Annotated in this window: 25 protein-coding genes and 1 riboswitch; of the genes, 2 read left to right on the plus strand and 23 right to left on the minus strand. The window is 45.9% G+C overall.

Going from position 1 to position 26,326, the window contains the following annotated elements; translation table 11 throughout:
- Positions 1–79 precede the first annotated feature (79 nt).
- Positions 80–877 carry a class I SAM-dependent methyltransferase gene (locus tag GON05_RS18890; RefSeq protein ID WP_157320892.1) on the minus strand — a complete coding sequence of 266 codons (798 nt, stop codon included), beginning with the start codon at positions 875–877 and terminating at the stop codon, positions 80–82.
- Between the two features lie 188 nt (positions 878–1,065).
- On the opposite strand from GON05_RS18890, the gene GON05_RS18895 reads away from it, so the two are divergent.
- The gene (locus GON05_RS18895; RefSeq protein ID WP_220138827.1) at positions 1,066–2,319 is read left to right on the plus strand and encodes an esterase-like activity of phytase family protein; all 1,254 of its coding nucleotides are present in this window, start codon (positions 1,066–1,068) and stop codon (positions 2,317–2,319) included.
- Positions 2,320–2,364: 45 nt separating this feature from the next.
- On the opposite strand, the gene GON05_RS18900 is transcribed toward GON05_RS18895, so the two are convergent.
- From GON05_RS18900 to GON05_RS18930, 7 genes are all read right to left on the minus strand, one after another.
- Positions 2,365–3,681 (minus strand): hypothetical protein, encoded by a 1,317-nt coding sequence (locus GON05_RS18900; RefSeq protein WP_157320896.1) that lies wholly within the window; start codon positions 3,679–3,681, stop codon positions 2,365–2,367.
- Positions 3,682–3,793: 112 nt separating this feature from the next.
- Positions 3,794–4,003, minus strand: coding sequence for a hypothetical protein (locus GON05_RS18905; protein ID WP_157320898.1), 210 nt, complete (start codon positions 4,001–4,003; stop codon positions 3,794–3,796).
- A gap of 199 nt (positions 4,004–4,202) precedes the next feature.
- The gene (locus GON05_RS18910) at positions 4,203–5,345 is read right to left on the minus strand and encodes an acyltransferase domain-containing protein (protein ID WP_157320900.1); all 1,143 of its coding nucleotides are present in this window, start codon (positions 5,343–5,345) and stop codon (positions 4,203–4,205) included.
- Positions 5,346–5,388: 43 nt separating this feature from the next.
- Positions 5,389–7,647: an ATP-binding cassette domain-containing protein gene (locus tag GON05_RS18915; protein ID WP_157320902.1), complete on the minus strand. Its 2,259-nt coding sequence runs from the start codon at positions 7,645–7,647 to the stop codon at positions 5,389–5,391.
- Positions 7,648–7,700: 53 nt separating this feature from the next.
- Complete coding sequence (locus GON05_RS18920) at positions 7,701–8,945, minus strand: DUF4153 domain-containing protein (protein ID WP_157320905.1); 1,245 nt, start codon at positions 8,943–8,945, stop codon at positions 7,701–7,703.
- Positions 8,935–9,174: a helix-turn-helix domain-containing protein gene (locus tag GON05_RS18925; protein ID WP_157320907.1), complete on the minus strand. Its 240-nt coding sequence runs from the start codon at positions 9,172–9,174 to the stop codon at positions 8,935–8,937. The genes GON05_RS18920 and GON05_RS18925 overlap by 11 nt, the downstream gene beginning before the upstream one ends.
- A gap of 14 nt (positions 9,175–9,188) precedes the next feature.
- Positions 9,189–9,671 (minus strand): DUF2975 domain-containing protein, encoded by a 483-nt coding sequence (locus GON05_RS18930; protein ID WP_157320909.1) that lies wholly within the window; start codon positions 9,669–9,671, stop codon positions 9,189–9,191.
- A 225-nt stretch (positions 9,672–9,896) separates the two neighbouring features.
- Here GON05_RS18930 and GON05_RS18935 point away from each other — a divergent pair, with 225 nt between their 5' ends.
- The gene (locus GON05_RS18935; RefSeq protein WP_157320911.1) at positions 9,897–10,997 is read left to right on the plus strand and encodes a GerAB/ArcD/ProY family transporter; all 1,101 of its coding nucleotides are present in this window, start codon (positions 9,897–9,899) and stop codon (positions 10,995–10,997) included.
- A gap of 3 nt (positions 10,998–11,000) precedes the next feature.
- Here the strand turns inward: GON05_RS18935 and GON05_RS18940 are convergent, their stop codons facing one another.
- The 15 genes from GON05_RS18940 to GON05_RS19010 all read right to left on the minus strand — a co-directional run bounded on the left by GON05_RS18940 (position 11,001) and on the right by GON05_RS19010 (position 26,317).
- The gene (locus GON05_RS18940) at positions 11,001–11,231 is read right to left on the minus strand and encodes a hypothetical protein (RefSeq protein WP_157320913.1); all 231 of its coding nucleotides are present in this window, start codon (positions 11,229–11,231) and stop codon (positions 11,001–11,003) included.
- Positions 11,232–11,243: 12 nt separating this feature from the next.
- Complete coding sequence (locus GON05_RS18945) at positions 11,244–12,392, minus strand: Ger(x)C family spore germination protein (protein WP_157320915.1); 1,149 nt, start codon at positions 12,390–12,392, stop codon at positions 11,244–11,246.
- Positions 12,393–12,434: 42 nt separating this feature from the next.
- Positions 12,435–13,967, minus strand: a complete 1,533-nt coding sequence (locus GON05_RS18950; RefSeq protein WP_157320917.1) for a spore germination protein — start codon at positions 13,965–13,967, stop codon at positions 12,435–12,437.
- Positions 13,968–14,101: 134 nt separating this feature from the next.
- Positions 14,102–14,875, minus strand: a complete 774-nt coding sequence (locus tag GON05_RS18955) for a pirin family protein (protein WP_157320919.1) — start codon at positions 14,873–14,875, stop codon at positions 14,102–14,104.
- A gap of 117 nt (positions 14,876–14,992) precedes the next feature.
- On the minus strand, positions 14,993–15,493 hold the full coding sequence (locus GON05_RS18960) for a MarR family winged helix-turn-helix transcriptional regulator (protein WP_157320921.1): 501 nt from the start codon (positions 15,491–15,493) through the stop codon (positions 14,993–14,995).
- A gap of 89 nt (positions 15,494–15,582) precedes the next feature.
- Positions 15,583–15,924 (minus strand): DoxX family protein, encoded by a 342-nt coding sequence (locus GON05_RS18965; RefSeq protein WP_157320923.1) that lies wholly within the window; start codon positions 15,922–15,924, stop codon positions 15,583–15,585.
- 134 nt (positions 15,925–16,058) lie between these two features.
- Positions 16,059–16,730 (minus strand): thiaminase II, encoded by a 672-nt coding sequence (gene tenA / locus GON05_RS18970; protein WP_157320925.1) that lies wholly within the window; start codon positions 16,728–16,730, stop codon positions 16,059–16,061.
- Positions 16,731–16,814: 84 nt separating this feature from the next.
- A riboswitch (TPP riboswitch) is annotated at positions 16,815–16,915 on the minus strand.
- Between the two features lie 37 nt (positions 16,916–16,952).
- Positions 16,953–18,941 (minus strand): right-handed parallel beta-helix repeat-containing protein, encoded by a 1,989-nt coding sequence (locus GON05_RS18975; RefSeq protein ID WP_157320927.1) that lies wholly within the window; start codon positions 18,939–18,941, stop codon positions 16,953–16,955.
- A 55-nt stretch (positions 18,942–18,996) separates the two neighbouring features.
- The gene (locus GON05_RS18980) at positions 18,997–19,827 is read right to left on the minus strand and encodes a carbohydrate ABC transporter permease (RefSeq protein ID WP_157320929.1); all 831 of its coding nucleotides are present in this window, start codon (positions 19,825–19,827) and stop codon (positions 18,997–18,999) included.
- Entirely contained in the window at positions 19,820–20,698 is an 879-nt protein-coding gene (locus GON05_RS18985) for a carbohydrate ABC transporter permease (protein ID WP_157320931.1), read from the minus strand. Before GON05_RS18985 ends, GON05_RS18980 begins: the two co-directional genes overlap by 8 nt.
- 30 nt (positions 20,699–20,728) lie before the next feature.
- Positions 20,729–22,039, minus strand: a complete 1,311-nt coding sequence (locus GON05_RS18990; RefSeq protein WP_157320933.1) for an ABC transporter substrate-binding protein — start codon at positions 22,037–22,039, stop codon at positions 20,729–20,731.
- Positions 22,040–22,087: 48 nt separating this feature from the next.
- The gene (locus tag GON05_RS18995) at positions 22,088–23,644 is read right to left on the minus strand and encodes an FAD-dependent oxidoreductase (RefSeq protein WP_157320935.1); all 1,557 of its coding nucleotides are present in this window, start codon (positions 23,642–23,644) and stop codon (positions 22,088–22,090) included.
- Positions 23,641–24,777 (minus strand): hypothetical protein, encoded by a 1,137-nt coding sequence (locus GON05_RS19000; protein ID WP_157320937.1) that lies wholly within the window; start codon positions 24,775–24,777, stop codon positions 23,641–23,643. The genes GON05_RS18995 and GON05_RS19000 overlap by 4 nt, the downstream gene beginning before the upstream one ends.
- The gene (locus tag GON05_RS19005) at positions 24,777–25,562 is read right to left on the minus strand and encodes a creatininase family protein (protein ID WP_157320939.1); all 786 of its coding nucleotides are present in this window, start codon (positions 25,560–25,562) and stop codon (positions 24,777–24,779) included. Before GON05_RS19005 ends, GON05_RS19000 begins: the two co-directional genes overlap by 1 nt.
- Positions 25,559–26,317, minus strand: coding sequence for an SDR family NAD(P)-dependent oxidoreductase (locus GON05_RS19010; protein WP_157320941.1), 759 nt, complete (start codon positions 26,315–26,317; stop codon positions 25,559–25,561). The genes GON05_RS19005 and GON05_RS19010 overlap by 4 nt, the downstream gene beginning before the upstream one ends.
- Positions 26,318–26,326: the final 9 nt, after the last annotated feature.

Genomic DNA, 26,326 nt, shown 5'->3' on the forward strand with positions numbered 1-26,326 from the left:
TACCACAATTTACCACGGTGGAGATCGGTAGAATTGATTGGCAGTCTCGCTGTGTGAAAGGTTGGTTTTAAGAATTGATTTACGAAGCTCTTGCTGTTAACAAATGATAATAATTAAATACTTTCAGTCCTTGCTTTGTTGCATGTTTATTAAATATTACCTCGACATCTTGCAGACACTCTTGCCATACGATTTCCTTTAGTTTGTGGTTCTGCCCAAAGCATTTTTTGATAAGCACATCTTCAGGCGTAGCAAGGTATTCTATCTCTTCAAACAGCTCTACATGAATATCCGTTAACCCACTCCCGTGAAGATTAAGATCAGACAATATATCATTTGCTTCAGGTTGAGGCATTGGTGAATAGAGACCTGGAAAACGATCTCTTAAACCTCCATGGCTACCTGCATGATAGAGCCCCAAAATCATTCCGCCTGGTTTGACAATACGATTTGCTTCATGATACCAGTCTCTTGGTCCTTTTTTAGTATAAGCTACATCGAAATAATCATTTGGAAAGGGTAAATGACCATCCCCATCCGTAACCATGAAATTGATGTTCCCCAATGACTTATGCTGGTTGCCCTTTTCAATAAATCCCTCTACGACATCAATACCGACAATTTCTCTGGCATCTAGGGCAAACTGTAAGGCAAATTCACCGTGTCCGCATCCGACATCCAATAATCGGCCATAATTTAAATTAGCAGCTATTTTATGACCGAAAATGATTTCAGCTCTCGGCTCTTCGAACTGCGACTTCCACGGGTATCTGTACTCTCCTGTTTCTTTGAATAATTGTTCATACCATTCCCGGCTATGGGGTGGTATCCATTCTGCGTGTTTCATTGGATCAAAAAGGATCTTGCCATCTGACATCTTAATCCCTCCCATGATCTTAAAAACTCTATTTAAAAGTATTCTGGAATTAATTGGATAATCCTTTCTATCCCAGAATTTAAGCTTATGTAAATTTTCGCATATCCTATTGTCCCGTTCTGGCGCACTTCTATATAATGAGAGTGTCCTCGTTACTGATGGATGAATTTGGGAGAGAAGGTGTTGACGTGAAGGTAAGAAAGCTCATATCCGCAAGTGCTGTCGCCGGTTTGTTGCTGGCCTCCGTACCATTCACTGCCGCTTCGGCCGCCACGACGGAACCAGGTGGACAAGCTCCAATGACGGAAGGCCAACAACCGAAAGCAGCGAACCCTCATAAGCAAGCGAAGCATGCTGTGAATCACACGGTCGGACAACTTACGTTTATTGGTGAGCAACGAATCGCAAACGATCTGAAGTTCGAGGAAACGCTTGTTGGCGGATTATCCGGTATCGATTACAACCCAAGAACGCATCAATGGATTCTGATCAGTGACGATCGTTCAGACAACGCTCCTGCTCGTTTTTACTCTGCGAAGCTGAAATACGATACCAAAAGCTTTTATAGCGTCGAACTAACTGGTATGACAGAGTTCAAACAAGAGGATGGCACAACGTATCCGAACAAAAAAGATTACACGGCTAATCAGCAAGGCATCGTCCCTGATCTGGAATCGATCCGCTTTGATCCTAACGGGAAATCGGTCTGGTATACGAGCGAAGGCGATCGCACGCTTAATTTGAACCCTTTCATCCGCCAAGCGACATTAAAAGGCAAATACTTGTCTTCCATCCTGACTCCTAAAGCTTTCCAAATCGATGCCAATAGCGGCAGCTCCACACAGAAAGGTTTCCGCAACAATCTCGCTCTGGAAGGAAGCAGCTTCTCCCCGGACGGAAAATACTACTTTACTTCCATGGAAGCCGCGCTCTACCAGGACGGCGAAATCTCGACGGTGGATGCTGGCTCATATTCCCGAATAACGAAATATAATCGGAGCGGCGACATCATCGCGCAGTATGCTTATCCGATTGATGCCATCCCAGCTAAACCAGGACAAGGCAAAAGCGCCGATAACGGCGTTTCGGAAATGCTTGCGATCAATGATCACCAGTTCCTCATCTTAGAACGTTCCGGCATGCAAGCCGCCGACGGCAATTATTCCAATTATATTCGCATCTATGAAGCGGATGCCGCTCAAGCGACGAATGTGAACAACCTTGATTCGTTAACGGCCGGCCAATTTACACCTCTTACAAAGAAGTTGGTGCTGGATCTTAATACATTAGACCTGCCGAAACTCGACAATGTAGAAGGTATAACATGGGGTCCGAAGCTTCAAAACAGGCACGACAGCCTTGTTCTTGTCTCTGACAACAATTTCGGCGCTTCGCAAGTGACACAGCTTCTTGCCTTCGACGTTTCACCCGAGAAGAAGTGAAAATCGCCATAGAAAAAAGACCGCATCCGGCGGTCTCTTTTTCATTTATAGGCGCTCGAATTTCTTAACTCCCTTCGGAAGCGGGACATTCGCGGGATTCGGTTCCTCCCTCTTATCCGGTACGATCCGTCCATCCACAAGAATCGCCATATAAATCGTATTCGGATTAAGTTCAGAAGGAGGTTCCTCGGTTTCGGTCTTATTGAAGAATAATTTCCCACCTAATTCCCACAAAGGTAGACCGTCACCTTGCACGGCAGTACCCACCATCTTTGTAAAAGCTCCAACCTTGCCATCGGATGCTACATCTACACCTCTAAGCATATTTGGCGTTAGCGGCGTATTTTGACCATGTCGCATATTCACCTTACCGGTCTCCCCAACGGGCATGTCTCCGGTCACATCGACAGTAGCAAAACCGCCTAATGCTGTATCAAGCATATTGACAATAATTTCCCATTCCTCATCTGCATCGGGAGGGTAGACCGTAAGAAATTTATCGATAGACTTAGGAGTTGGAGTAATATCGAACTTATGGTAGACCTTCCAACTTTTAAGTAATGGACTGACTATCTGCGCAATAGCCAGCCTCTGGCTGGCGTCACCGGAGCCAACATGTGCTTTCCAACTTACATGTGCAATTTTGCCTACGCCCCAAGACATATAATTACGGTCTTGCTCGTACCCACTCTTTTCCAAATATTCATCCATCGTCTCGGAAGCTTTCATTTCTTTCTTCTCTTCCACGATCTCCTGTTGCCTTGTCAAAGGAGCAATGACTTCTCGTTTACTAAAAGCTTCTGCCCGACGGCGTCCATCTCGACCATCCGATGGTGCCTCCGCTTCTTGAATGACAGCTCTTCTGTGCTCGATACTCTCCAAAATCTCATTCACTTTAAGGAGCTTTGCCGGGTCCTTCTTCTTTAGTTTCTTACTGCTTTCCCTCAGATTGTAGCTTGCACGCCATTCTCTAATAATAAGTTCGATCTTCGTTAATTGCTCTTTCTGAGCTGCATAATCCGTATTTCCTAACTTCTCGTAGACGACAAGCGCATCGCCGAGATTGCCCCACGAAGTCTTACCAAATCCAAACTTGGTGCCGGCTGTCAGCCCATCGCTCTCCAAATCCTGTTTCGTTGGCAGACCGGGTGCCCTTTGCACGACTATTTCCGTTGGCTCTGGAGAAATCTGCATGTTTCTTTGTAGCAACTCTCCTACTCTTCGGTTTCCCAGTGTCCGCTGCAGCTGCATCCAATGGCTAGTTGTTGCGCTGAGCTCCACCTTGGGAACTGCTCGTTCGCCGCTTTCGCTATCCTTTTTCTGCACGCCCCGTGTTGGAGCCTGCGTACGCATTCCTGTCATTCAAACCGCCCTTTCAGGATGGGAGTATATGGTAGTCAATATCCTTACTATACCATATCCTGCAAAGACCGTTTCCCCCATGATCAATATGCTATTGAACATTGTTGGAACTTTATATGTTTAATTGCAGACTATCAATCATCCAGGCAATTGCTTTGTTCAGATCAAGCGGATGATGCATAATAATGCTTGCCCACAGAACGAAGCCTATACATGTGATAATAACGAATGCCCACACCTCTCTGGCTTGCAATCGCAGATAACGTAATACTAAGAATCCCACAACTGTAAAAGCAATAAACGTTCCCAAGAGACCAATCATATAACACGTTCACCTCTTCCTTCGTCGAATGATTGTCGAGATGTTTTCTATGTATTGATCCATACGGAGCTCCCCTTCTTTAGCTAAGGTTTCCCTATCCCCAATTCTTCCATTCATAAAATTTCCAGATACGGAAAAAGGAGTACCGACAGTTGTCAGTACTCCTTTTCTATATCTGTTTCTAACAATGAGCGGAATATCATTTATCGTAGGATACGTTTCCAAACTCACCGCACAAATCAAGGAATATCCCATTCATATCAAATATCTCTTTATCTTCCTCTACATATTGAAGAACCTGTTTCCTTAACGAGGTGTCAGGTTTTGCGTCTTTGACCTCCGTCAATTCATTAAACACAAAGTTCCATAGGAAACGCACGGATCCCGCTGTCGGATACAGGTAGAATTGCTCTTGGAACTTTAAGATATTGCTCGTAGGCGGCAGCATCTCCCGAAGTTGGGGGGTAAAAAGCCATGTATGGCAAACCATGCCTTTATACTTGATTTCTGGGAAGTGAGCAGCAAAAAATTCCTTCGCTTTTAAATAGGTTTCCTTGATAGATTCCATGCTAAAAGCAGTATCTCTTGGGATGTGGATTTCAAGCAACGTATCATCCTTGTCCAGCACTTTTTCCCATTCATCTCTGTTAAGCTTCACTTGCTCTTGGAGTCCTTTGCCAATAGGCGTAATGGGATGTCCGATGTAAAACTCTTCCGTTTCCGTATATTCCGTTACAAAACCATCGGTTGTCTTCTCTTTTTTACATACGCCTTGCATATCCCCGTTTGCTCGCAGTTCCATTCCTTCACCGCATAAAAGTAAAAATCTTTCTTCCTTCGCATTGTAAAAGCCTTTGACGACACCGGAAAATTTCGCAGCCAGGAATTGCATGCCGCCAATTCGGAACATTCTGGCTTCGAGATGCCTCCAGATCCAGCTGAAATTTCTAATGGCATAATATCCCACTAGATTATAAGCATTTTGTACCCATACGCCGATGTCCCGTAAAGTTTCTACGAATAATTCCTCACTCAGTCCCCATTCGGCATACTTCTGCTCGGCAAGAGGCAGTCTTTGCAAGGCTGCATGCAGATAAAACAGGGAAGCTTCATTACCAAAGGTTTCTTCCACATAAGGGTCAATCGTTAACGGTTCCCAAACCGTTGTCCAGTGACCACTATCAATTGTATTTTTGTAAAAATCCATATAAATATCTAACAGTTTGTGATCATTGTTCAGCTTATTGGCGATCTCCACCAATAGTTCAGTAGCCCCTTCAGGCATCAATATTTTCCTGCAGTATTGCTGTGTTAATTCTTTTGATAGCAACAAAAGTTCCATGAATGTACACCTCTCCTAGTAAACAATAGCAAAATAAGCTGTGTTAAGTTCTCAAGTATTTCCCCGTAATCGAGTGCTCTGCATGGATAATCTGCTGAGGTGTTCCTTCGAACACCACTTGACCGCCATTGCTTCCTCCATCCGGCCCCATATCGATGATCCAATCCGCTTGACTGATCACATCCAGATTGTGCTCGATAACGATGACCGTATTACCAGCATCCACTAATCGGTTCATAATCCCCAGAAGATGACCGATATCGGACATATGCAAGCCGGTTGTAGGCTCGTCCATCACGTAGATGCTGCCCTTTTTATGCAGTTCGCTGGCTAATTTAATACGTTGGCATTCCCCGCCTGATAGCGTGCTGAGCGGCTGACCGAGTGTAATATAGTTCAAACCCACATCACTCATCGCCTGCAGCTTGCGCACAACCTCTTTTAGCTCAAAAAACTCCAAAGCCTGCTCCACCGTCATCTCAAGCACTTCAGCAATGGACTTACCGTCCAGCTTGTAGGCAAGTACTTCTTCTTTGAATCTTTTCCCCCCACACACTTCGCATGGCAGCTTCACGCTATCGAGGAAAGCGAGGTCTGTGTACACAACACCCAACCCTTGGCAGTTCTCGCATGCGCCTTTGGAGTTGAAGCTGAACAAGCCTTGGTTTACCTTGTTTGCAGAAGCAAAAGCCTTGCGTACATCATCCATAATTCCCGTATACGTTGCCGGATTCGAGCGGGTTGACACGCCAACGGCCGACTGGTCGATGACGATGGCATCCGTATGCTCGCTGAGAAATACCTCGTTAATCAGCGTGCTCTTGCCTGAACCGGCAACCCCTGTAACGACGTTCAGCACGCCGGTTGGAATATCGACAGACACGTTCTGCAAGTTGTGCAAGGAGGCATTCTTGATCGACAGCTGGCCGGATGGCTGCCTGCAATCGTGTTTCAGCTGGAGCGGTCGCTTCATATGCGTACCCGTCAGGGTACCGGATGCCAATAGGCCTTGATAGCTGCCTTCATACATGATCGTACCGCCGCGGCTGCCGGCATGCGGCCCAACGTCAACGATATGATCTGCAATCTTAATCACATCCGGATCGTGTTCCACGACGATCACCGTATTGCCCTTGTCTCGCAGCTTCTGGAGCAATTCGTTGAGCCGATGCACATCACGGGGATGCAAGCCAACGCTTGGCTCATCGAAGATGTAAGTGACATCCACCAGACTACCGCTCAAGTGCTTCACCATCTTCACCCGCTGCGACTCACCGCCGGACAAGGTGTCCGTTTCGCGATCCAGCGTCAAGTAGTCAAGCCCGATATCCACCAGATGCTGCAGCCGCTCGGTGAGCGACTTGACGACCGGTGCGGCAACCGCTTCGTCAATCTCCCGAATGACGCGAATAAGCTGTCCGACCTCCATGGAGGAGAGCTCGGCTATGTTGCGTCCATTGATTTTGCAATTCAGCGCAGCTTGGCTGAGTCTAGCGCCGTGACAACTGTAACAAGTCCCCTCTGAAATGTACGGAGTTACAGCTTTCTGTGTGCGCTCGGACATCGTTTTCAAATCCCGCTTGATATACTTATTCGTGAACTTCTCGAAGACACCTTCCACTGTAATATTGACAGCCTTGCCGGCGAATTGCATCTCTACTTTCCTAGCCTTGCTGTACAACAGTTGATCCAGTTCCGCTTCCGAATAATCACTCAGCTTCTTGTCGGGATCGAAGGACCCCGTCTGGATAATCATCGACCAATCCATGCTGTTCACGGAATAATCCGGCAGCATAATGGCTCCTTCATTCAAGGACTTTGATTTATCCAACGCTTTGCTTACGTCAATGCCCAGCCTGCGGCCAATCCCGTTACATTCAGGACACATCCCCTGCGGATCGTTAAACGAGAACATGTTGGATTGTCCAATCGAGGGTTGACCTACTCGTGAGAATAGAAGTCGAAGAATGGGAGAAATATCGGTAATCGTGCCCATTGTGGAATGAGATCCGCCGCCTAACCGCTTCTGATCCACAATCACGGCCATGCTCAAGTTCTCTATTGCATCCGTATCGGGCTGCGGATAGCGTGGGAGGAAATTCCGCACGAACAAGCTGAAATTTTCATTCAGCAATCGTGTGGATTCTGCCGCTATCGTATCGAATACGATGGATGACTTGCCGGATCCGGATACCCCGGTGAAGATCGAGATCTTTCGCTTGGGAATGCGCAAGGATACGTTCTTGAGATTATTCTCCCTTGCTCCCGAGATGACAATATACTCCTGGTGGAAATCGCTCATGCTAACATCCTTCCTATAGCAAAATTTTCTACCTATACACACATTGTACCATTCTAAAAAATCAAAGGAAAAGTAAAGGTTACGATAGCAGCCCACAGTCCGTATATCGGCAAATATTTTGTGACCGCGTCCTGGACGACCCAAAGCCCTGTTTTATTTTGCAGAAAACGCATATACGAGATCATAATCCAGATTAGATTAGCCCAAACAAGGAGATTTACACCAAGAACAGCAATTCTGTTTGGCGTAATCCCATACGAAGACAGCCTGAACAGAATGGCCGATAAAGCCACACTGTCTATGAGAAGCGCTAGAATAATTAGCGCAAAATTCAGGTAGTCCGAGATGTTCTTTTTCTCTTCCTTGCCACTCTCCGTAATGGAGAAAATGGTGACGGCCAATACGGCAAGGAGTATACCGTTGAAGGAAAGGAGAAAATCGCGATCCATGAATGGATTTTTCCCCACGAAAATCACCGTTACGAGATAGGCCACCAAGGTGACCAATACTAGTGGGCTAAAGATATTGGCGATATATGGGGCAATATTCTTAGCAAGTTTAAGGTTTCTTGACACCAAATACGCAGCTACGATGGCGAGTGCGGCAGCGCCGAATAAGACAACGTTTTTAAAATAAAATTCCGCTATATCCATGCCCACAAAACGAAATAACTGCATAGTTAATGCGGTTAGCAGCCCTCCACTGATTGCCATAATGGCGTAGAGAATGCCAAATTCCCCATTAAATTTAAGATAAGCTAATCTTGCATTGCCTTTGCGATAGTCATTTCCTGTAAACGCAAGCCCTACTAAGACCCATAAAAAAATGGGAAGATGGATATATGCCAAGACAATACTGTCGTTAGTTTCGAGGGGGAGCGTATTCAGATAAATGCCTGAGATCATAAATAGGGCAATAAGGATATACAGAATATTTTTTCTAGGGAAATTATTGTATACGAAATAGGCGGCAACAAAAGGCAGTATGCCAAAAACAAGGTTCAAATGAGCTATGGTGTGCTGTTCAGCAAACTGGAAAATGAACCTGCTGACCAGTCCGGCCAAAATGGCTAGAATGCCCATGGAAATAAAATCCTTTTGGAACAAGGATGATTTCTCTGTATTCGCCGACTCCTTGAAATTCAGTCTTTCAAACCATATTGCGAGAACCTGCGAATCCGGGTTTAGTTCCCAAGCGCGTGTGAAAGATCTTCTGAAAGTTTCAGGATCTTTTCGAAACAGACGCTCCAATTCATGAGGGTTAGCCAGATTTTTAATAACCAGATTGCTAATCTCCATATTCGTCCTCCCCTTCCATGTCGCCACTACTTTGATATTCTAAAATGTCGCCAGGCTGACAGTCTAAAGCTTTGCAAATCGCTTCTAACGTTGAGAACCGAATCGCTTTGGCCTTCCCATTTTTCAGAATGGAGAGGTTCGCCATGGTGATGCCAACCCGCTCCGTCAGTTCGGTTACGCTCATCTTTCGTTTCGCCAACATCACATCAATATTGATAATAATTGCCATAGGGGTTCATCTCCTCAGACCGTCAAATCATTTTCAGATTTTATATCGATAGCTTCCTTCAAAAGCTTCTGGAGAACTGCTGCGAAAACCGCAATGACGATGGAAGCACCAATCAAAACCAACCCGATCACGATAATGCCTGGCGCATCGTCTTTCTCCGCAATGAGATAAAAAAGCGGCAAACCAATCACATACAAGCCACTGAATGTCATTGCGCAGTATTTGATAATCTTTAGAGCTCGCACAGACAATTCTGAGAAAGCCGTACTCTTGTCAATGTAGCCTAAAAGTTTAAAAGCTTGATACAGAGCCAAATAAAAAGGTATCGCCGTGGCATACAAATCCATCATAACCAGGGAATCCAAATAACCATGATCCGGATACAATTCTACGGCGTAGTTCGCTATCTTTGGCACCAAATAAATGCATAATGCCAGCACTGGGATTCCAATCAGAAATAAGACAACTTTTAAAAATAGGGTTGAGCCTCGTTTCATTTCCATACACCTCACTTCATCATTTTCGATTTTAATTTAACATATAATTTATCGTTTTTCAATAAATAATTACCGATTATAGCTATATTTTTATTCTTAATTCGAATTTCATTGGCGATAAATAGAAAAAGAGCACTCCTCATGACAAGGAAATGCTCTTTCGTCCTTATTTATTGTAGGTTAGAGGGGAATACTGGAAAGATCTGATTTTCAAGGAGAACACCCATGGAGTCCGCAGAAAAAATAACAGGAACGCAAGTAAGTTTATTAATTTTTTCATTTGTAGCGCCTACCGTCATTCTTGTCATACCAGGCTTGATGTCGACGATTTCAAAGCAAGATGCTTGGATAACGATTCTCCCTGCGTTTTTGATCGGGGCATTAACGATTATGGTGATGACAACTTTATCGAAACGTTATCCGGGTCAGTCGATTATTCAGTACAGCTGTCAAATCATTGGGAAATGGCCTGGGAAATGTTTGGGATGCTATTATATTTATTCCTGGATCAATTTTGATTTCATCATTCTGAATCAACACGTACAGTTTATCAATACGGTTCTGCTCATGAGGACGCCTTCCATCGTAATTAGCCTAACATTGGCCATTTTATGTGGAATAGCCGTCTATATGGGGATCGAAGCGATCGCAAGAGTGAATGAGTCCTTGTCATTGCTCATTCTTGTTTTGTTGATTCCTCTCTTGATTCTCATGCTCACGGAATCAGATCCGGAACGGCTGCGTCCAATTCTAAGCAAAGGAATCGTACCTGTCCTTCAAGGATCCATTTTTCCTACCGCTTACTTGAGTCAATTTTTTATATTGGGATGGCTTATCCCATTTATGAATCAACCAAATAAAGCAACCAAAGCTTCGTTCATTTCATTGTTTACCATCTCAGGCCTTCTCGCGATTACGATTATACCGCTCATTATGGTTTTTGGGCCTTTAACGAAAAAATTGACGTTTCCCGTGCTTAGCGTGATTCAGTATGTTGGTTTGAAAGGAAGCTTTGAACGTTTAGAGGCATTAGCGGTAGCTATTTGGGTTATGGGGTGCTTTATCAAAATATCTCTAACTTTTTTTATCATCTGTTTAAGTTTAGGGCATCTTTTTAACATTAAACGATATAAGGACTTAGTCATCCCAATAACGATTTTGTCCGTATTTGGTTCGATTTCAATTTTTGTCAATTATTCGACCGATTTGTCAAGTTATTTGAATTACACGTACCCTAGCTATGCCTTATTAACACATCTAGTATTACCGCTAGGCTTACTCTTGATTGATTCGACAAAAAGGCGTTGGAAGAAATCCGTTCATTAGCATTCAACGGTTTAGAATAAGCTTGCCAATCGGCTGAAAAATCAAATTCAAAGGTGTTGTTGTGCTTGGAATATCAACATGGGCTGCCAATAACGAGCCGAGAATCGTACATATTCCCATCAAACAGCCATATAAACCAGCCGTTACAGGCTGGTTTTTCTTAAGAAACATTCGAACTTTATACAACGTCCAACCCAACATTACAATAATAAAAGTTACAATTTGTAAGATCATTTTCTAAATCTCCTATTCATAGAAGGAAGAATGTACCATTCCCGCTCCGTTTAGCGCTAAATGTACTTCGATGGATATCTCCGCCTCTGGAAAATGCGTGTCCCATTGATCTTTCAAAGCCTCCCACTGATCCGGGCTATTTTTATAAACTTCTTGGCCGAAGCCCACGCTGTCTACTTGATATTTCTTTTGGATTTTAGACAAAAAATCTTGTACTTGCTTTTTGGCTGCATCCTCCAACGCCTTTTTAATTCGTTTCATATTGTCCGGATCCGTAATATCCAAAGAGGAAGTATTCTCAACCAAACTTCCTTGACCTTCCAGTTTGATTTTGAATTGTACAGAATCTTTCGCAGTTTGCGTAATGATTTTACCTTTCGTATGAATGAGCATCATCCCGACTTCCCCGGAGCTTTGAGGAACGTTTGCTGTGATTCTGCCGTACTTCAGCTTGTCAGTCACCCACATGAACGCCAAAGCTTCATCGACATCCAATAACCCGGATAATTTGTAACCTTTAAATACACCGGCGCCTGCAACCCTATAAATTTGCCTTTGTGCATGATTAGAGTCAATCTCAGGTTCAATTAACCCGACGACGGGTTGAACCCCTTCACTATCGGATGAAATGAAGAAATCCCGCAAGGTGACGGCAACATCATCTCCCGAAAGTTGCAATTCTTTGGCTACTTCACTTGGTATTTCTTTTAGAAGAGACTCCATCTTCCTCTCGTTCTTCCCATCCCCGTCTTTAACTACCATGATATAAGCCTTCAAACGATTTCTGGGGTCGTGTGTAAAGATATCCAATAAATTTTCCGTTCCATGTCTAGCTAACCGCTCACTAATAAACACAACGCTGCGGTGAGAGTAGAACAAGCTATGAGAGCTCTTTTTCTGCAGTTTTTGATGAACCTCGTTGCCCGTTTTTCCTTCAGCAAAAATGACATAAGAATTTGGATTCGTACTGCTACCACCGCCGCTAACTGCGCCTTTGGAAGTTGCAGGTGCAGCGATTTGGAGATAACACATGATGTTTCCATTATCCGCAAGATCTAGCGCAGTAGCCGTAACAAAAGCTATATCATTCATTTCCGTACGATCCCAACAACCGCTAAGGAAGAAGAATACAAGAAAAATGATATATTTGAATAAGCTCATCTCAATCCCCCCAGTCCAAGTATCTCCTCAACTTCAGAATGGTTAATTCTGCTCCCCCTCTTGATTCGGCCTTATGGAGGGGCGGAATTTGGCCCAAATCGGAATCCGTATCAGGACATCTTTTAAAGCCGTTAGCTTCAGCGGAGCAACTGGCGAGAAATACAGACTTCCGAATGAACGAAGGTTGGTCACATGCAGCATTATGGCTAGAAGCCCTAGTACAATGCCGTAGAGGCCTAAAAACCCCGCTAAAAATAACATGGGAAAACGGAGCAATCGAATCCCGTTTGCGAAACTGTAGCGTGGGATCGTAAAGGCTGAGATACCGGTTATGGACACGATAATTACAACCGGCGCAGAAATGAATCCTGCTTGAACCGCTGCTTGGCCAATGACCAAACCTCCTACAATGCTTATGGCTTGGCCAATCTGTTTCGGCAGACGAATGCCTGCTTCTCTCAAGGCTTCAAAAATAATTTCAATTAACAAAGCCTCAACCATTGCTGGAAAAGGAACGGCATCCCTTGAGGAGGCAATACTTAGCACAAGATTGGTCGGGATCATCTCCTGGTGGAAAGTCGTAATGGCTACGTACATGGGAGGTGCGAATATGGCAAAAATGATGAAGAAAAAGCGAATCCAACGTACAAAAGTAGCGATTGGCCAACGGATATAATAATCTTCGCTTGCTTGGAGACCTGTCCAGAATGTCATCGGAACCACAATAACAAAAGGCGTGGTGTCGACAAGTATGGCTACTTTCCCTTCAAGTAATTCAGCAACCACCACATCCGGGCGTTCTGTACTATGGACTTGGGGAAATGGTGAATACGGTTGATCCTCAATAAATTCTTCTATATTCCCTGAGTCAAGGACACCCTCGAGCTTGATTGGCTTTAATCTTGCTTTTACTTCGTCAACGACGGTTTGGGAAGCAATCCCTTTCAAATATGTAATGGCTACTCGAGTCTTGGAAAGCTCACCAAGTGTGATATACTCCATTTTTAACTTGGAAGTTTTGAGTCTGGCACGTATCAGGCTAACGTTGGTTGAAATATGTTCAATAAAACCATCCCTCGGGCCGCGTATGACGGGCTCGGACGATGCTTCATCAATACTTCGCTTGGATGTACCCGGAATCGAAACTGTCGTCACGATACTGCTGCCTGTTGAAAGAATGGCTGCGTGGCCATCTAAAATGTTAGCAACAGCTTCCGACACTTTTGTCGTGCGAATTGTAGTGCCGATGGAGATCATTTCGCTTTTCAAATCTCCAGATTCCTTCGGATATGTATGACTTGTCAGACTCGTTAACAATGGCTTAATAACATTCTCTTCAAGTGTTGTTTTATCAATTAAACTCTCTATATAAACAATGAGCCAATGCACGTTCTGATTAACATCTATCCTTCTGTAAACCAAGTCCGAACAGTCCTCAAACGTTTCTTGCAGCAACTTTTCGTTCTGTTCAATTTCCGCGGTGAATGGAGTAGAACTGTCTTCCTCCAGAAAGGAACTTTTCGTACCAGGAGGATATTTGTATGAACGGAATTTACCTATTTTTAACCAACTCATGCAAGATCCTCCTAGTCAGCACAATCATTGCTATTATGCCGAATCGAGCGAAACCTATGCGAAAAGTGCTTACGACGCGGCAGGAAGTGCAAAAAAAAGACGAAGCAACATCACTGTTGCCCCGTCCCTTATTCTTATCTTGCTTTATTATACAAAGGATAATCGACTTTCGTCGGGATTTCTACGATAAACAAACGAAGCTTCTCATCCTCGGCGCGAATGTTCACTTCTACTTCTTCTTCAGTTTGTACAATAGCAAAGTCTTTGTTTGTAAAAGAAACGCGATTCGCTTCTGTGGTCCATAGGCTACCAGATTTGCCGCGAAACGTTAAAGCTGCGAACGTACGGTTGGGCGATAGCCGATGAACGTACGTTGCCCCGACTTCAACTTCGATATCGTACATGTTTACGTCGGTTACAAGCTTTTGAATCGGAGAACCTTCCCCTACTACCGTTTTCACGTTAACGCCTTCGTGGGATATACGAGGGAACTCTTCGTTATCGTAAAAGGTATACACCGGTTCGCGATTCAAGGCATCTTGTAAATAGGGTTCCAGCCAGATTTGAAAACCTTCGTAACCTGCAGTGACGGTCTCTGCGTGATGCATGCCCGATCCGGTTTGCATCAACTGTACGTCGCCTGCTTCAAGTGTACTCTCTGTGCCGAGCGTATCCCGGTGAGTTCCTTTTCCGTTGATACCGTAAGTTAGAATTTCAAAGCCTTGATGAGGATGAAAGCCGATGCCGCCTTCCTTCACCGCATGCCCCCATGACCAATAGAAAAGAGGTCCAAGCCGCACGGTAGCGGCTCCTTGTCCTGAAAAGCCAAGCGGCTTCTGCGCATATATCCTTCCCCCGTCAAAAGATTCTTTCCCCTGAAACTCTGGGCCTAGGATCTGTATGTTCATTGTAATCTCTCCCATCTATACCAGATATGAATGTTAATATTATATATATTATAAAAATAGGATATTTTTATTGATAAAAATGACCCTCTTGTTTCAGTTAGAGGGTCGTTTTTTGTGTCATTCCAAAGGTTCTGACTTATTGTCCAATTCAGTACCGTTTGCATCGCTTTGACGATTCTTAATGCCGTATCCAATTTTCTTAAGCAGAACAATGAGTTCATGCTTCTCTTCATCCGTCACAAAGGACAAATCGTCGGAGATCGCTTGGACATGAGTTGGAAAAATCGTATCAAAATAACTTCGCCCTTCGCCGGTCAACACCACATTCACCTTGCGGCGATCACCTGGAATAGGAAGGCGTTCCACGAATCCTTTCTTCTCAAGCTTATCCACCACATAAGTGATACTCCCGCTTGGAATCGAGAACGTGTCGCTAATTTTCTGTATGGGATGTGGACCTTTATTGTAAAGAAACTCAAGAATCTGGAACGTTTCGATACTGAGATCAAAGCTATCAATGCTTCGCTCCATGCTGCCAAACAACTCTTTTACCATTTTTCTTATGACGCGTATAAGCCTTAAATCGAGCTCTATACCCTCTTTATCGCGTTCAGTCATACGCCAACCACCTTATCTTGCTTTCTTATACACAAGGATATTCGACTTCCTCAGGAATTTCAATTAGAAAAAATCGAATGTCCTTTGCTTCAGTTCAAAACAATGACGATTACGGCCAATATGAAAAGAAAGATGGGCATCATGGCTTTACCAGCTGGATCTTTCACGCGAACCAAGTGGACAAGAGCCGCAACAAACATGGTGATTGCCATAAGAATAGCACCGATTAAGGCATACGGACTTACCCAAATGCCGATAATAATGATAGCGGCCGACAGCACTTCTACTAAACCAGTAAAAATCCTCATTCCCGACGATAACCGATAGCGCTTGAACTCGTCTACCATCTGTTTGCTGCCGAATTTCATGAAACCAAACAGCAGAAACCCGATCCCTAAAATAATTTGAAGCACGATGGACAAAATATGCATGTGAATCACTCCTATGAATAATTTATATAACGTTAGTTATTCTATAATTAGAATATATATTAGTCAAGACATAATTTTAGAACTGCCTGAAAGAACAAAAAAAGGAGTTGCCAAGTGGCAATCTCCTTGAATTTCTAGTCATCAGGCCAGCTTTCCATCCGGTAAGCCATTTCCCAGAACATATATTCATACCGCGTCGTGTTCAGAAAAATCTCTTCCAGCCTATTGAGTTCGGCTTCCGGCTTCCCTTCGGCGAGCTGATCGAGCAGCCCGATGCACCACTGCGCTAACCCTCCGAACTCTTCCGAGCTGTACATCTTAATCCAGTCTCCATAATAGGAATGTTCGCTCGCTCCGGGCAATCGACTTAGCTCTTTGCCGATTTCTGAATAACTCCACATGCAAGGAAGGAGCGCCGCGGTTAACTCGGCTAACGATCCGTTTTGCGCCGTATGCAGCATATAATGCGTATAAGCCAAAGTAATCGGGGAAGGTTTGGCCTGTTCCAACTCCTCCTCCGTGATCCCGAAGCGAGCGGCATATGCCCTGTGAAGGGACATTTCTTCATTCAATGTGGAGTCCAACAGAGCAGCAAACTTACCCATAACCGCCAAATCATCCGATTTGACCGCTCCTAACGCGAACAGTTTGGCGTAATCTTTTAAATACACATAGTCTTGAATCATATAAAAGCGAAATTTCTCCAATTCTAACGTGCCGTCTCCCATTCCCTGAACAAACGAATGGGCGTGGTTTCTCCGCCATACCGGTTGCAGCCGCTCATATAAACGTTCAGAAAAAGTCATTGTCTTATCCCCTTTTAATTAATCTAGTAGTCAAACAAAAAAACCGCTTTCTGATAGAAAGCGGCCGCGTTATGACAGTACCCAAACGACAAACAACCACTTCCCTTCGCTAGCATTACCTAGATCAGGTGTAAGGGTTAAGACGAACGTCTTTCTCAGCTATAACAGCACCCCTAGTGTTCAATACGATTCAATTGTCAAGTCAAATCTTACCACAACCTGCTATTGCAGCCAATCCCCTACCATGCCTGAAATCTCCCACTGTCCATCTGAGCGGCCCGTCAGCACGATAGAATTGCCTTGCAGGTTGGTTCCAATCAGGGTCTTACCCCCTAAGGGTGTCAGAATCGTCTTCCCCGTTTGTGTTTGCAAATTAAGCTGATACGGAGCTTCCACAAAAAATGTGTACGTGACGCTGGCTTTCGCTGTTGGCAGCAGCAAGGTGACCTCAGCGGATGCGCCAGCGTTGGTGATTTTGAAGCCTATGTAATCAAAAGTGACGGATCCGGAAGAAGGATACGCTTGAATAGGCAGCGGCTGTTTGACGGCATAGATATCCTCGGCTGAGGGGTCTATGGCATAGAGCTTTTGGCCTCCGCCTTTGATGGAGCAGCCCAAATAGGAGACGTTCCGCAGCAATTCTGCGTTATTTTTCTTTAACGAGAATCCACGCTTAATCAGCGGAACCTGACGCGTATCTACGGATTCGCAATCCCTATAAACCGCGTTTCCGATCGCGGTTCTTACCTGCGACGGCACCGTTGTGAGGATGAACGAGGAGCCATAACCATAAGGGTCTTCCGGCTGGTTAACCGTGTTACAGTTTATCGCCCGGCACCGAATATAGGAGCGCTTCGCGCCGTCGGCCGAGAAAGATAAGTCCGAGAATCCGGCGTACTGCTCACTTTCCGCGATGCAATCAATCAGTTTGATTTCACCTTGTACGGCTTTCGTGCCATCTCCACCATAATTCATGGAGAAACCAAACGAATTCCCTTTCGTTTTGCATTTATCAAACACGATATCGATGGGCTCACTGGCAGCCGTTGGTTTCAACAAAGTGACCAGGAAGCCCCGGCCTGTATTTCCATCCGCCACACATTGGATGAACCGAATATTTTTCAGCAAATCAAGTTGGCCATTCGGTTCAATATCGACTCCACTCTGCGGAGCTGTTCCTTTCGTGCCCGAGAAACGGCATTCCTCCACGGTGAGACCGTCTACGGAGATTACAGAGAGTCCTTGTCTTCGGTTATTATCCGCGCGGCAATTACGGAGCACAATATTCCGGCAGAAACCGACCGTCGATTCGAAATAGCCGATATAAAAGCCATCTCCGCCGCTGTCATTCGCGTTGATATTCTCAATAACAATATTCTCCGAACCGCTGATGTCAAAAATATGAGCTTGTTCACCTGTCGTATACGCCGCCTTGTTCATACGTAACGTTGAGCCGTTTCCGTTGATATACACGTCTTTGACGGTTTTGATGCGGATCAATCGTTCATAGACAGGCCCTACTTTGCTCAGTGTATCTACTGCTTGTATGACGGTCCCCGGCTCAAATTCAATCGCAATTTGACTCGGAATGAACAATTGGCCTGTTAAATAATAGCCCGCCCGCTGCTTGGGAATAAACAGTTTGTGGCCGGACGCGGTATTTAGCGCTGTCTGTAAAGACAGCGTGTCATTCGTTACGCCATCTCCTTTGGTGCCGAACCAAGAAGCCATCAGTGTATCCCCGTAGATTCGTTTGAACCGCTTGCCGTTAGAAGACACAAGTACGGTTCCCGTGTTATCTACAGATGTAGTGTCGTTCGGGTCATAACGGAAAAAGCCCTCCTGCATCTCGTTTGTTACGTAATAAGCAAGCGTAGGATCAGGTTCGAGCTCGACCCTCAGGTCCTCCAACTTAACTGCGATGCAGAATTTCGTGTCCAGAATCTCAAGCAGCTCGGTTTTTCGTTTTTTAATCGCCATGCCATATACAGAGCTTGTAACGGATTGGTCGCTGGCAAAGGCGGTAGACTGACCTGCTACCTGCCATAATCCGCCGGAGACAGCAGCAATTCCTCCTATCCCTAGCGTAGCCAGCAATTTCCTGCGGCTAATTAATGGCTCCTTATGTCCTTCCCTCTCTGCTGCTCCCTCTGCATCTACCGGAGTAGCCGCTTCTTCCATTTCATGCGATTGGTTAGATTGTTTAGACATAGCTGTAGTCACTCTCCTTTTCCCTATGCGGGCCATTTGTTGGAGTTCCGTAAAGTCAGCCTTTCAATCCAGTTGAAGCGATGCCTTGAACGAAATATTTTTGCGCAAAGAGAAATACGACAAGGACAGGGACAATGGTGATGACGGCACCAGCCATGATCAGGGTCATCCGGTTTTGAACTTCGTTTTTCAGGAAAAGGAGCCCAAGTGGCAGGGTAAACATCTGTTTATTTTGCAAATAAATAAGCGGTTCTAATGTGTTATTCCAAGCGCTGATGAAGGTGAATACAGCTAGTGCGGACAAGGCCGGTTTGGCTAACGGAAGATAGATCTTATAGAAAATTTTCCAAGGGTTCGCCCCATCCACCCAAGCCGCGTCATACAGTTCCTTCGGGAGTGTTTTATAAAATTGGTGCAGCAGGAAGATGCCAAAGGCCCCGCCAAGGAAGCTCCTCACAATGAGCGGATAATACGTATCAAGCGCGCCGAGGGATTTCCAGATAAAATACGTTGGAATCATCGTAATTTGGGATGGCAGCATCATTGTGCCAAGCATAGCCAAAAATATCAGGTTCCTGCCGCGAAATTGAAAAAATGCCAACCCATAAGCTACGATCGCGCAGGAAGCTACGGTTCCAATTAAATCCATGATCGTGACAAAAATGCTGTTCATCGTGTACTGCAGAAAATTCACTTCGATCCAGACCTGCCGGTAATTTTTCCAGACGAACGGGTCCGGAATCAGTTTGGGAGGCAGCGTTAGTTCCGAGCCTGCTGCTGTCAATGATGTTGAGAGCATGTATAGAAAAGGAACAAGCATAAGAACGGAACCGATGCCTAAAATCGCATAAGCGGCAACTTTCAGACTGGTGTAGGCATTATTCATAATGCACCCACCTCTTTTCCGTTACCTTCTGTACAATGCTGATGGCTAGAATGACGAGGAACAATCCCCATGCCATGGCGGATGCGCTGCCCATTTTAAAATTCAGGAAGGAATCGCGGTATATCAATATGTTAGGCACCATATTCCGGTCGGCGACAGAAATGACATCACCAAGCATGACTAGAAACACATCAAACGCATGAAAAGCGGAGATCGTTGAAAGGATCATGACCATGTACACCATGGGGGACACGATCGGCATCGTTATTTTGGTAAAAAGCGTCCACCCCGTCGCCCCATCCATCCGCGCCGCTTCCAGCATTTCTTGGGAGATATTCTGCATGCCCGCCAAAATAAGAACCATGGAATATCCTGCGCCCTTCCAGATGTTTACAAGTGCAATTGAACCAATAACTAACCACCATTTCCCACTGCGTATCCAATCGACCGGTTGGAGTCCGAGCATATGCAAAATCCAGTTCAGCAGGCCGTATTCATTGTTGTAAATCCACAGCCAGATCATGCCCCCTGCGACCCATGGCGTGATCACAGGGAGAAAGTAAATCATCCGGAACAAGGATTTGCCACGAATCTGCTGATTGAGCAGATAGGCAAGAATGAGCGCTGTGAATGTCTGAAGCGGAACGAACAATACGGCAAAATAACCGACGTTGCGCATCGAAAGCCAGAAAACTTTCTGGTGCAGGAATTGGCTCCAATTACGCAGTCCGATCCATTGTGGCGGGTTGAAGAGATCCCACTTCGTAAACGTTAAATAAAGGGAAAATACGAAGGGAAACAAGAAGAAAATCAGCAGTTGCAGGACAAAAGGTACGGTGAAGACGAAGCCCCACCAGCCTTGTTTGCGCATCGGAGCACCTCATTTCAAGTCCAATCCGGTTTATTTGTTTTCGTCGAGTACGCCTTGGACTTTCTGCTGGATTTCTTTGGCGCCATCCTCCGGTGTTCGCTTGCCATCCATGATATCGTTCAGGATCGGACCGGCTGCTGCGCGCCATTCGTTCCAGGATGCGTTCTCATCCAGGGTCCCCCCCGCTTCTTCGATCCCTTTCGTATAAGCCTTCTTGTTCACCGGTTTCGTCGTTGATTTCTCGAGCTCAGCCAGCGCTGTTTTCTTCACGGGCAAGCTTGTGCCGCTTTCTGAAAGCAAGCTTTGACCCTCATCGCTCAAATAATACTTGAGGAATGTCCAGGCTGCCTCTTTCACTTCAGGCTTCGACTTAGAATAAACAATCCACTGGTTCACAACCATCGGAACAAAGCGTTTGCCATCCATGCCGATCGGCATTTTGACGGTGTCCCAATCAAGATCCGGCTTATTTTTATTAAGAGAGACTTGCGTGGCGTACTGGAAAAAAGTCATGGCTACTTTCCCGTTTTCGAAAAATTTACCGGTAGTTGCCGCTTCTCGGGTAGGACTAATCTTCAGCTTGTTGATGGTATCGGCCCATGCCGTTAGTCCTTGAATCGACTTGGGATCTGTGAAATTTGATTTGGATAAGGTCGAATCAAGAGCGGAACCGCCGTATGCCCTCATCCAAGGAAGCCATCCTAAGGTGATATTGTTGCCTGCCTGGAAGCCATAAATATCCGGTTTTCCATCCCCATTCGTATCTTTCGTCAACTTTTTGGCGGTTTCAATCATATCGTTATAAGTCCAGTCGTCGGTCGGGAAAGGAATGTTATTGTCTTTAAAAATTTGTTTATTATAGGCTAGCGCGCCTGGGTTGATGCCATGTGGAATCCCGTAAGTTTTGCCATCCAATTTAGCGGAGGTCAGTGCACTCACATAGTCGTCGGTCTTCAGATCGCGCTTGATGTACGGTTCCAGATTCTCCGCTACCCCGCGTTTCCCGTAACCAAGCACAACAGCATTTTCTTGCAGCCAGAGATCAGGGGGATTATTTCCCGCGATACGAGTGACGATTTTCGTGACAAAATCCGCCCACGGCGTTTCCTCGATTTCCAGCTTAATATTCGGATATTTGGCTTGGAAATTTGTGATAATCTTCTGGCTGGTGATGTCATAACCGCCGGGTAAGCCGATTTTTAGCGTAACATCTTTCAAAGGGGCTGCGGTTGCTGTTCCTCCTGAATCGCTGGGTACAGTAGCCGACGGTTTCCCGGTTGAACAGGCTGTGAGGAGAGATAGAGCTACCATAAATCCAATAACGGTTGTCTTTTTGCTCATGCGTATGACCTCCCATTAAGAACAATTTTGAATCAATGACACCTGTCTTTATGAATTCGCATGAAGGATTTGACCATCTAGCAGCAGTTGTTTACGCAGCTGCCCGTAATCCAGGTCTTGCAATGCGCATTGTTGCTGCAGCGCTAATGCGGCAGCCGTAGCTGCGGATTGGCCAAGAATCATAAACACAGGCTCCATTCGAATTGACCCATATGCAATATGCGAAGAAGACAAGCATACGGGCACAACGAGGTTGGTACATTCCTCCCCTTTTGGAATAATCGCTCGATACGAAATGGGATAAGGTCCATTGGGACTGATTTCAACATTGCCTTCGTTGATGCACCGACCGTCCAGCACCAAACGCCGGCAGTTGTGCGAGTCCATGGTATAGGCCGCTAACCCGACGGAATCCTCTTCAACTTTAAAATGGCGGCAATGATGCTCAGTCATCACAATGTCCGATATCATACGCCTCGCTTCACGGATATAGAGCTGATGCGGCCATCCGCCCGTCGTGGTAAACTCGTCAGCCGGAAGTCCCCACGTCGTAACCTCCGCTCGAATGGCTGCAGGCACTGTGTCGTCATTCGCCAGAAAATAAAGCATGCCCATATTATAGTGAAGATGCTGTTGAAAGAGCTGTTCGCGAACCGAATAACTCGCTTCTGGCCAAGCGTAATTACGCCCAATATAATCGGTTGAGACAGCGCCCCAATTATTCAAGTCACTTTTGCCGCCCGGCATTACCTTGTTGAGCTTCAAAGCGTCCCAGACACCATTGCGAATATATCTCGCCAGTAAAGCGAATTCGTCGCGGTTGTAGTTGGGCGGTTCAGGGTAAGGAAGTTGATTATCCGCGTTGCTGCTCAAACAAATTCGGAAATTATAAGCCTGCACCGAATCATCGCCCTGACCTTGCACGCCTGGCTGCGCATCGGATATGCCTGGCAGCAGCCCGCTGTCTATCTTCCCTTCGATCACATAAGGGTCTACCCAAGCCGTAAAATTATGTTTGGGATGCCCGAAATGGATCCCGTTCAAAATCTCTTTGTACACCGTGTTGGATTCTCTACCCACATGATAGGAAACGCCGGCACGTGCGAGCAAATCCCCCTCATACGATGCATCAATAAACATTGGGGCTTTATAAATGTTCCCGTCTTCCATTTTAATTTGTATGATGCGACCCGATTGAAGTTCTACAGATTCTAGATGCTGCTCAAAATACACCGGTACATCGGCTTGCTGCAACCATTCCGTGAAAATCCGCTCCGCCACATGGGGCTCTAACGCCCAAGTTCTTCCATCCGGCTCATCGCTGCCGTAGTGCTTTCCCAATGCTTGATAAAATTCGCTGGATATCCCGCCAATCGCTGTCATGTTCCCGACATCCGTGCGTCCGAGGCCGCTTGACGTCATTCCGCCTATATGTTGGCTGAATTCGGCAATGACGGCTTTCAAACCCATGCGGCTTGCTTGAATGGCTGCTGCCACACCTGCAGGAGTACCTCCATAGATACAAAGATCAGCCTCAATCCGACGAGGTTGACGAGACAGATCCTGCTTGGGCTTATAGTAATATAAATTTGGAAAAACACTCATGTGGATTCCTCCTCGGCTTCATGTGTATAAGAGATAGAACACAGCTGTGGTGAATCTATTTTTTTCCCTAGATGTAAAGATTCCATGGCCAGATTGATCATTCCTGTCGTAATCAATGTTCGTTCTGTACAGACGGGTGAACGGCCCGTCAGCACCATCTGCTCAATCATGCCCGTAAGCTTATCAAAATGCTTGTAGGGACGCCCCACTCCGCTATCCCAGCGGGCAGCTGTCACCTCGCCATTCGCTTCACGGAAAGCAAGCGCCCACTCTCGAATAAAACGCTGAAGCTGAAGGACGTAACCTTTCAAGCCGTCGGTATAGGTAAGAATGAACAATACAGGAACGTCCACATGATCTCTCGGATTCCCTGGTGGAACATCTCTTAGCGAGCCTAGTGCCTGGATCATCAGATCTTCGGGGACCTCCCCTCGATCCATTGCGGCCCACACCGAACGGCCTTCCAGCGTTTGAACCGAGGCGATCCCTGTCTCACCGCCAGCTCTTTGTTCGGCTGCAGCCTGCAGCACCTCCATGCCATGAAAGCCATATGACTCTATGCCAAGCCAACTGACCACGAAAATCTCCTTCACCTGTTCTAATCTCTTTGAAGGATAACTTGGAACTTGAGGCGCATGCGGAATAGAGGATCCCCCTAGAAAAGGCAGTCCTCTTTTCGCCAATCCACGGTATATCCACTCTGCATCCTGCATGCAATAAGAGAGATGTTTATCGTTAAATATAGGCACATTCAATCCTAATAGATCCAGAGCACGGAACGTTTCTTCAAAAAAGTAGCGGCGTGGATACAGCTTTTGACGCTTCTCGTTCCATGGGTAGTCTCCATGTTCGCCTATTAAAAGGACGCCATCAATCGGACTTCCAACATGCGTAGCGGCAATTGCCTCCAAAATGGAACCATAGACAGGAATCTCGCGTGTTTGCGCTTCCGCCATACCGATGTCGTTGGATGGGACCTGATCCAGATATAAGGAAACCACTTCGATCTGTGGCGTATACCCGAACAAGCCCAGCAGCCGTCCGATAATCATTTCCGCATGGGAATCAGGCCGGTATTCCGTTACGATCGCAGCCACTTTTTTCCGCTCAGTCCGATTAATCCGTTCGCTCATCAGGTTAATTCCACTCCTTCATTCATCCAATTACCGACCTGCACAAGCCACTCTGCCGTTGATTCAATGATTGCCTGTAAGTACATGGATCCCTTAACCGCATCAGCGTGGTGAGCAGAGTCCGTATAGCCATCCACGCCTGTTAAGAAGTTGTGTTTCCCGATAAAAGTACCGGGAGGACCGGCATTAATCCAAGCCCGCTGTGGATGCACTTGGCGATCCGTTGGCTGACTCCGTAACAGATCCGGAGCGAGCGAAGCGATAAGTGAGGCTTCAAATCCTCCGGCGTGCCCGGGTACCATCCCCATCTCCTGCGCCCCAAGCTCTGTAAGGGCTGATCTGGATAAACTCCAGTAAGAGGCGGATGCTGTCCAAATATCATGCTGCACGGCAAGATCTTGCGCTGCCTGATGCATCAAGGGTTCATTGCCGCCATGCGCGTTCAGAAAGATGATTTTGCGGAACCCGCCTCTTATCAGACTTTCACCTATTTCCTTCAGCATGAGGAGATAAGTAGATGAAGTGAAAGATAACGTACCGCCGAACGCCAGATGATGCTGCGAACACCCAATAGCAAGCGTTGGGGCTAAGAGAAGCTTCGTAGATACCGCAGCCTTCTTACTTGCCTCAAAAGCGATATGTTCTCCGATCATACTGTCGGTAAATACCGGAAGATGAGGCCCATGCTGCTCCGTAGCTGTCAGTGGAACCACGACGGCATACCCCTCTTGGGCTTGCCGCTTTAATGTTTCACGAGTTCCGTGGTGAAAGAAAATATCATTCATAACGCAAATCCCCCGTCAATGGTAAGCAAAGCACCGGTTATATACGAGGCAGAATCCGATAACAAAAAGGCAGCCAATTCTGAAACTTCATCAGGCGTCCCCGAGCGTCCAAGCGGAGTCATCTTGGCAACCGCCTCTTTGAAGGAAGGCGGCAATGCATGCAGCGCCTCTTCCGTCTTGATATCACCCGGGAGCAGGGCGTTAGCCCGAACACCTTGATGGGCATAATCAGCAGCGATGACTCGGGTCATCTGATTGACCCCTGCTTTGGCAGCACCATAAGCCAGACAAGTTGGTTTCACTTTGTGGCTTAAGACAGAAGATGCATTCAGAATAACGCCTCCACCCGATTCAATCAGGAGCGGTAGAGCATATTTATTAATCAGAAAGGTACTCGTCAAAGTTCCTAGCAGTACTTGGTTCCATTCCTCTAAAGTGAGCTGCATAGCGGGTTTGGAGATCTGTGTATAAGCATTATGGTATAAACCATCCAAGCGGCCCCAACGACTCTGAACACTTTCTAAGGCAAAGGTGACCTGTTTCTCATCTCGCGCATCGGATTGGATGTACAATAATTCATTTGGGAGAAAAGGAGCGATGGCTGGTTCGTTCAACCTTAGGTTTGCATCCTCGGGCGCAGCAAGATCAGTCGCTGCAACTTTGGCACCACGTTCCAGAAACATCCGAACGGCCGACAACCCCAATTTGCCCAGCGCGCCTGTCACTAGAATTACTTTTCCGCTTAACTGAGCCACAATGGTTCC

This window comes from Paenibacillus anseongensis (assembly GCF_009757995.1).
In the GTDB taxonomy this organism is placed as follows: domain Bacteria; phylum Bacillota; class Bacilli; order Paenibacillales; family NBRC-103111; genus Paenibacillus_E; species Paenibacillus_E chondroitinus.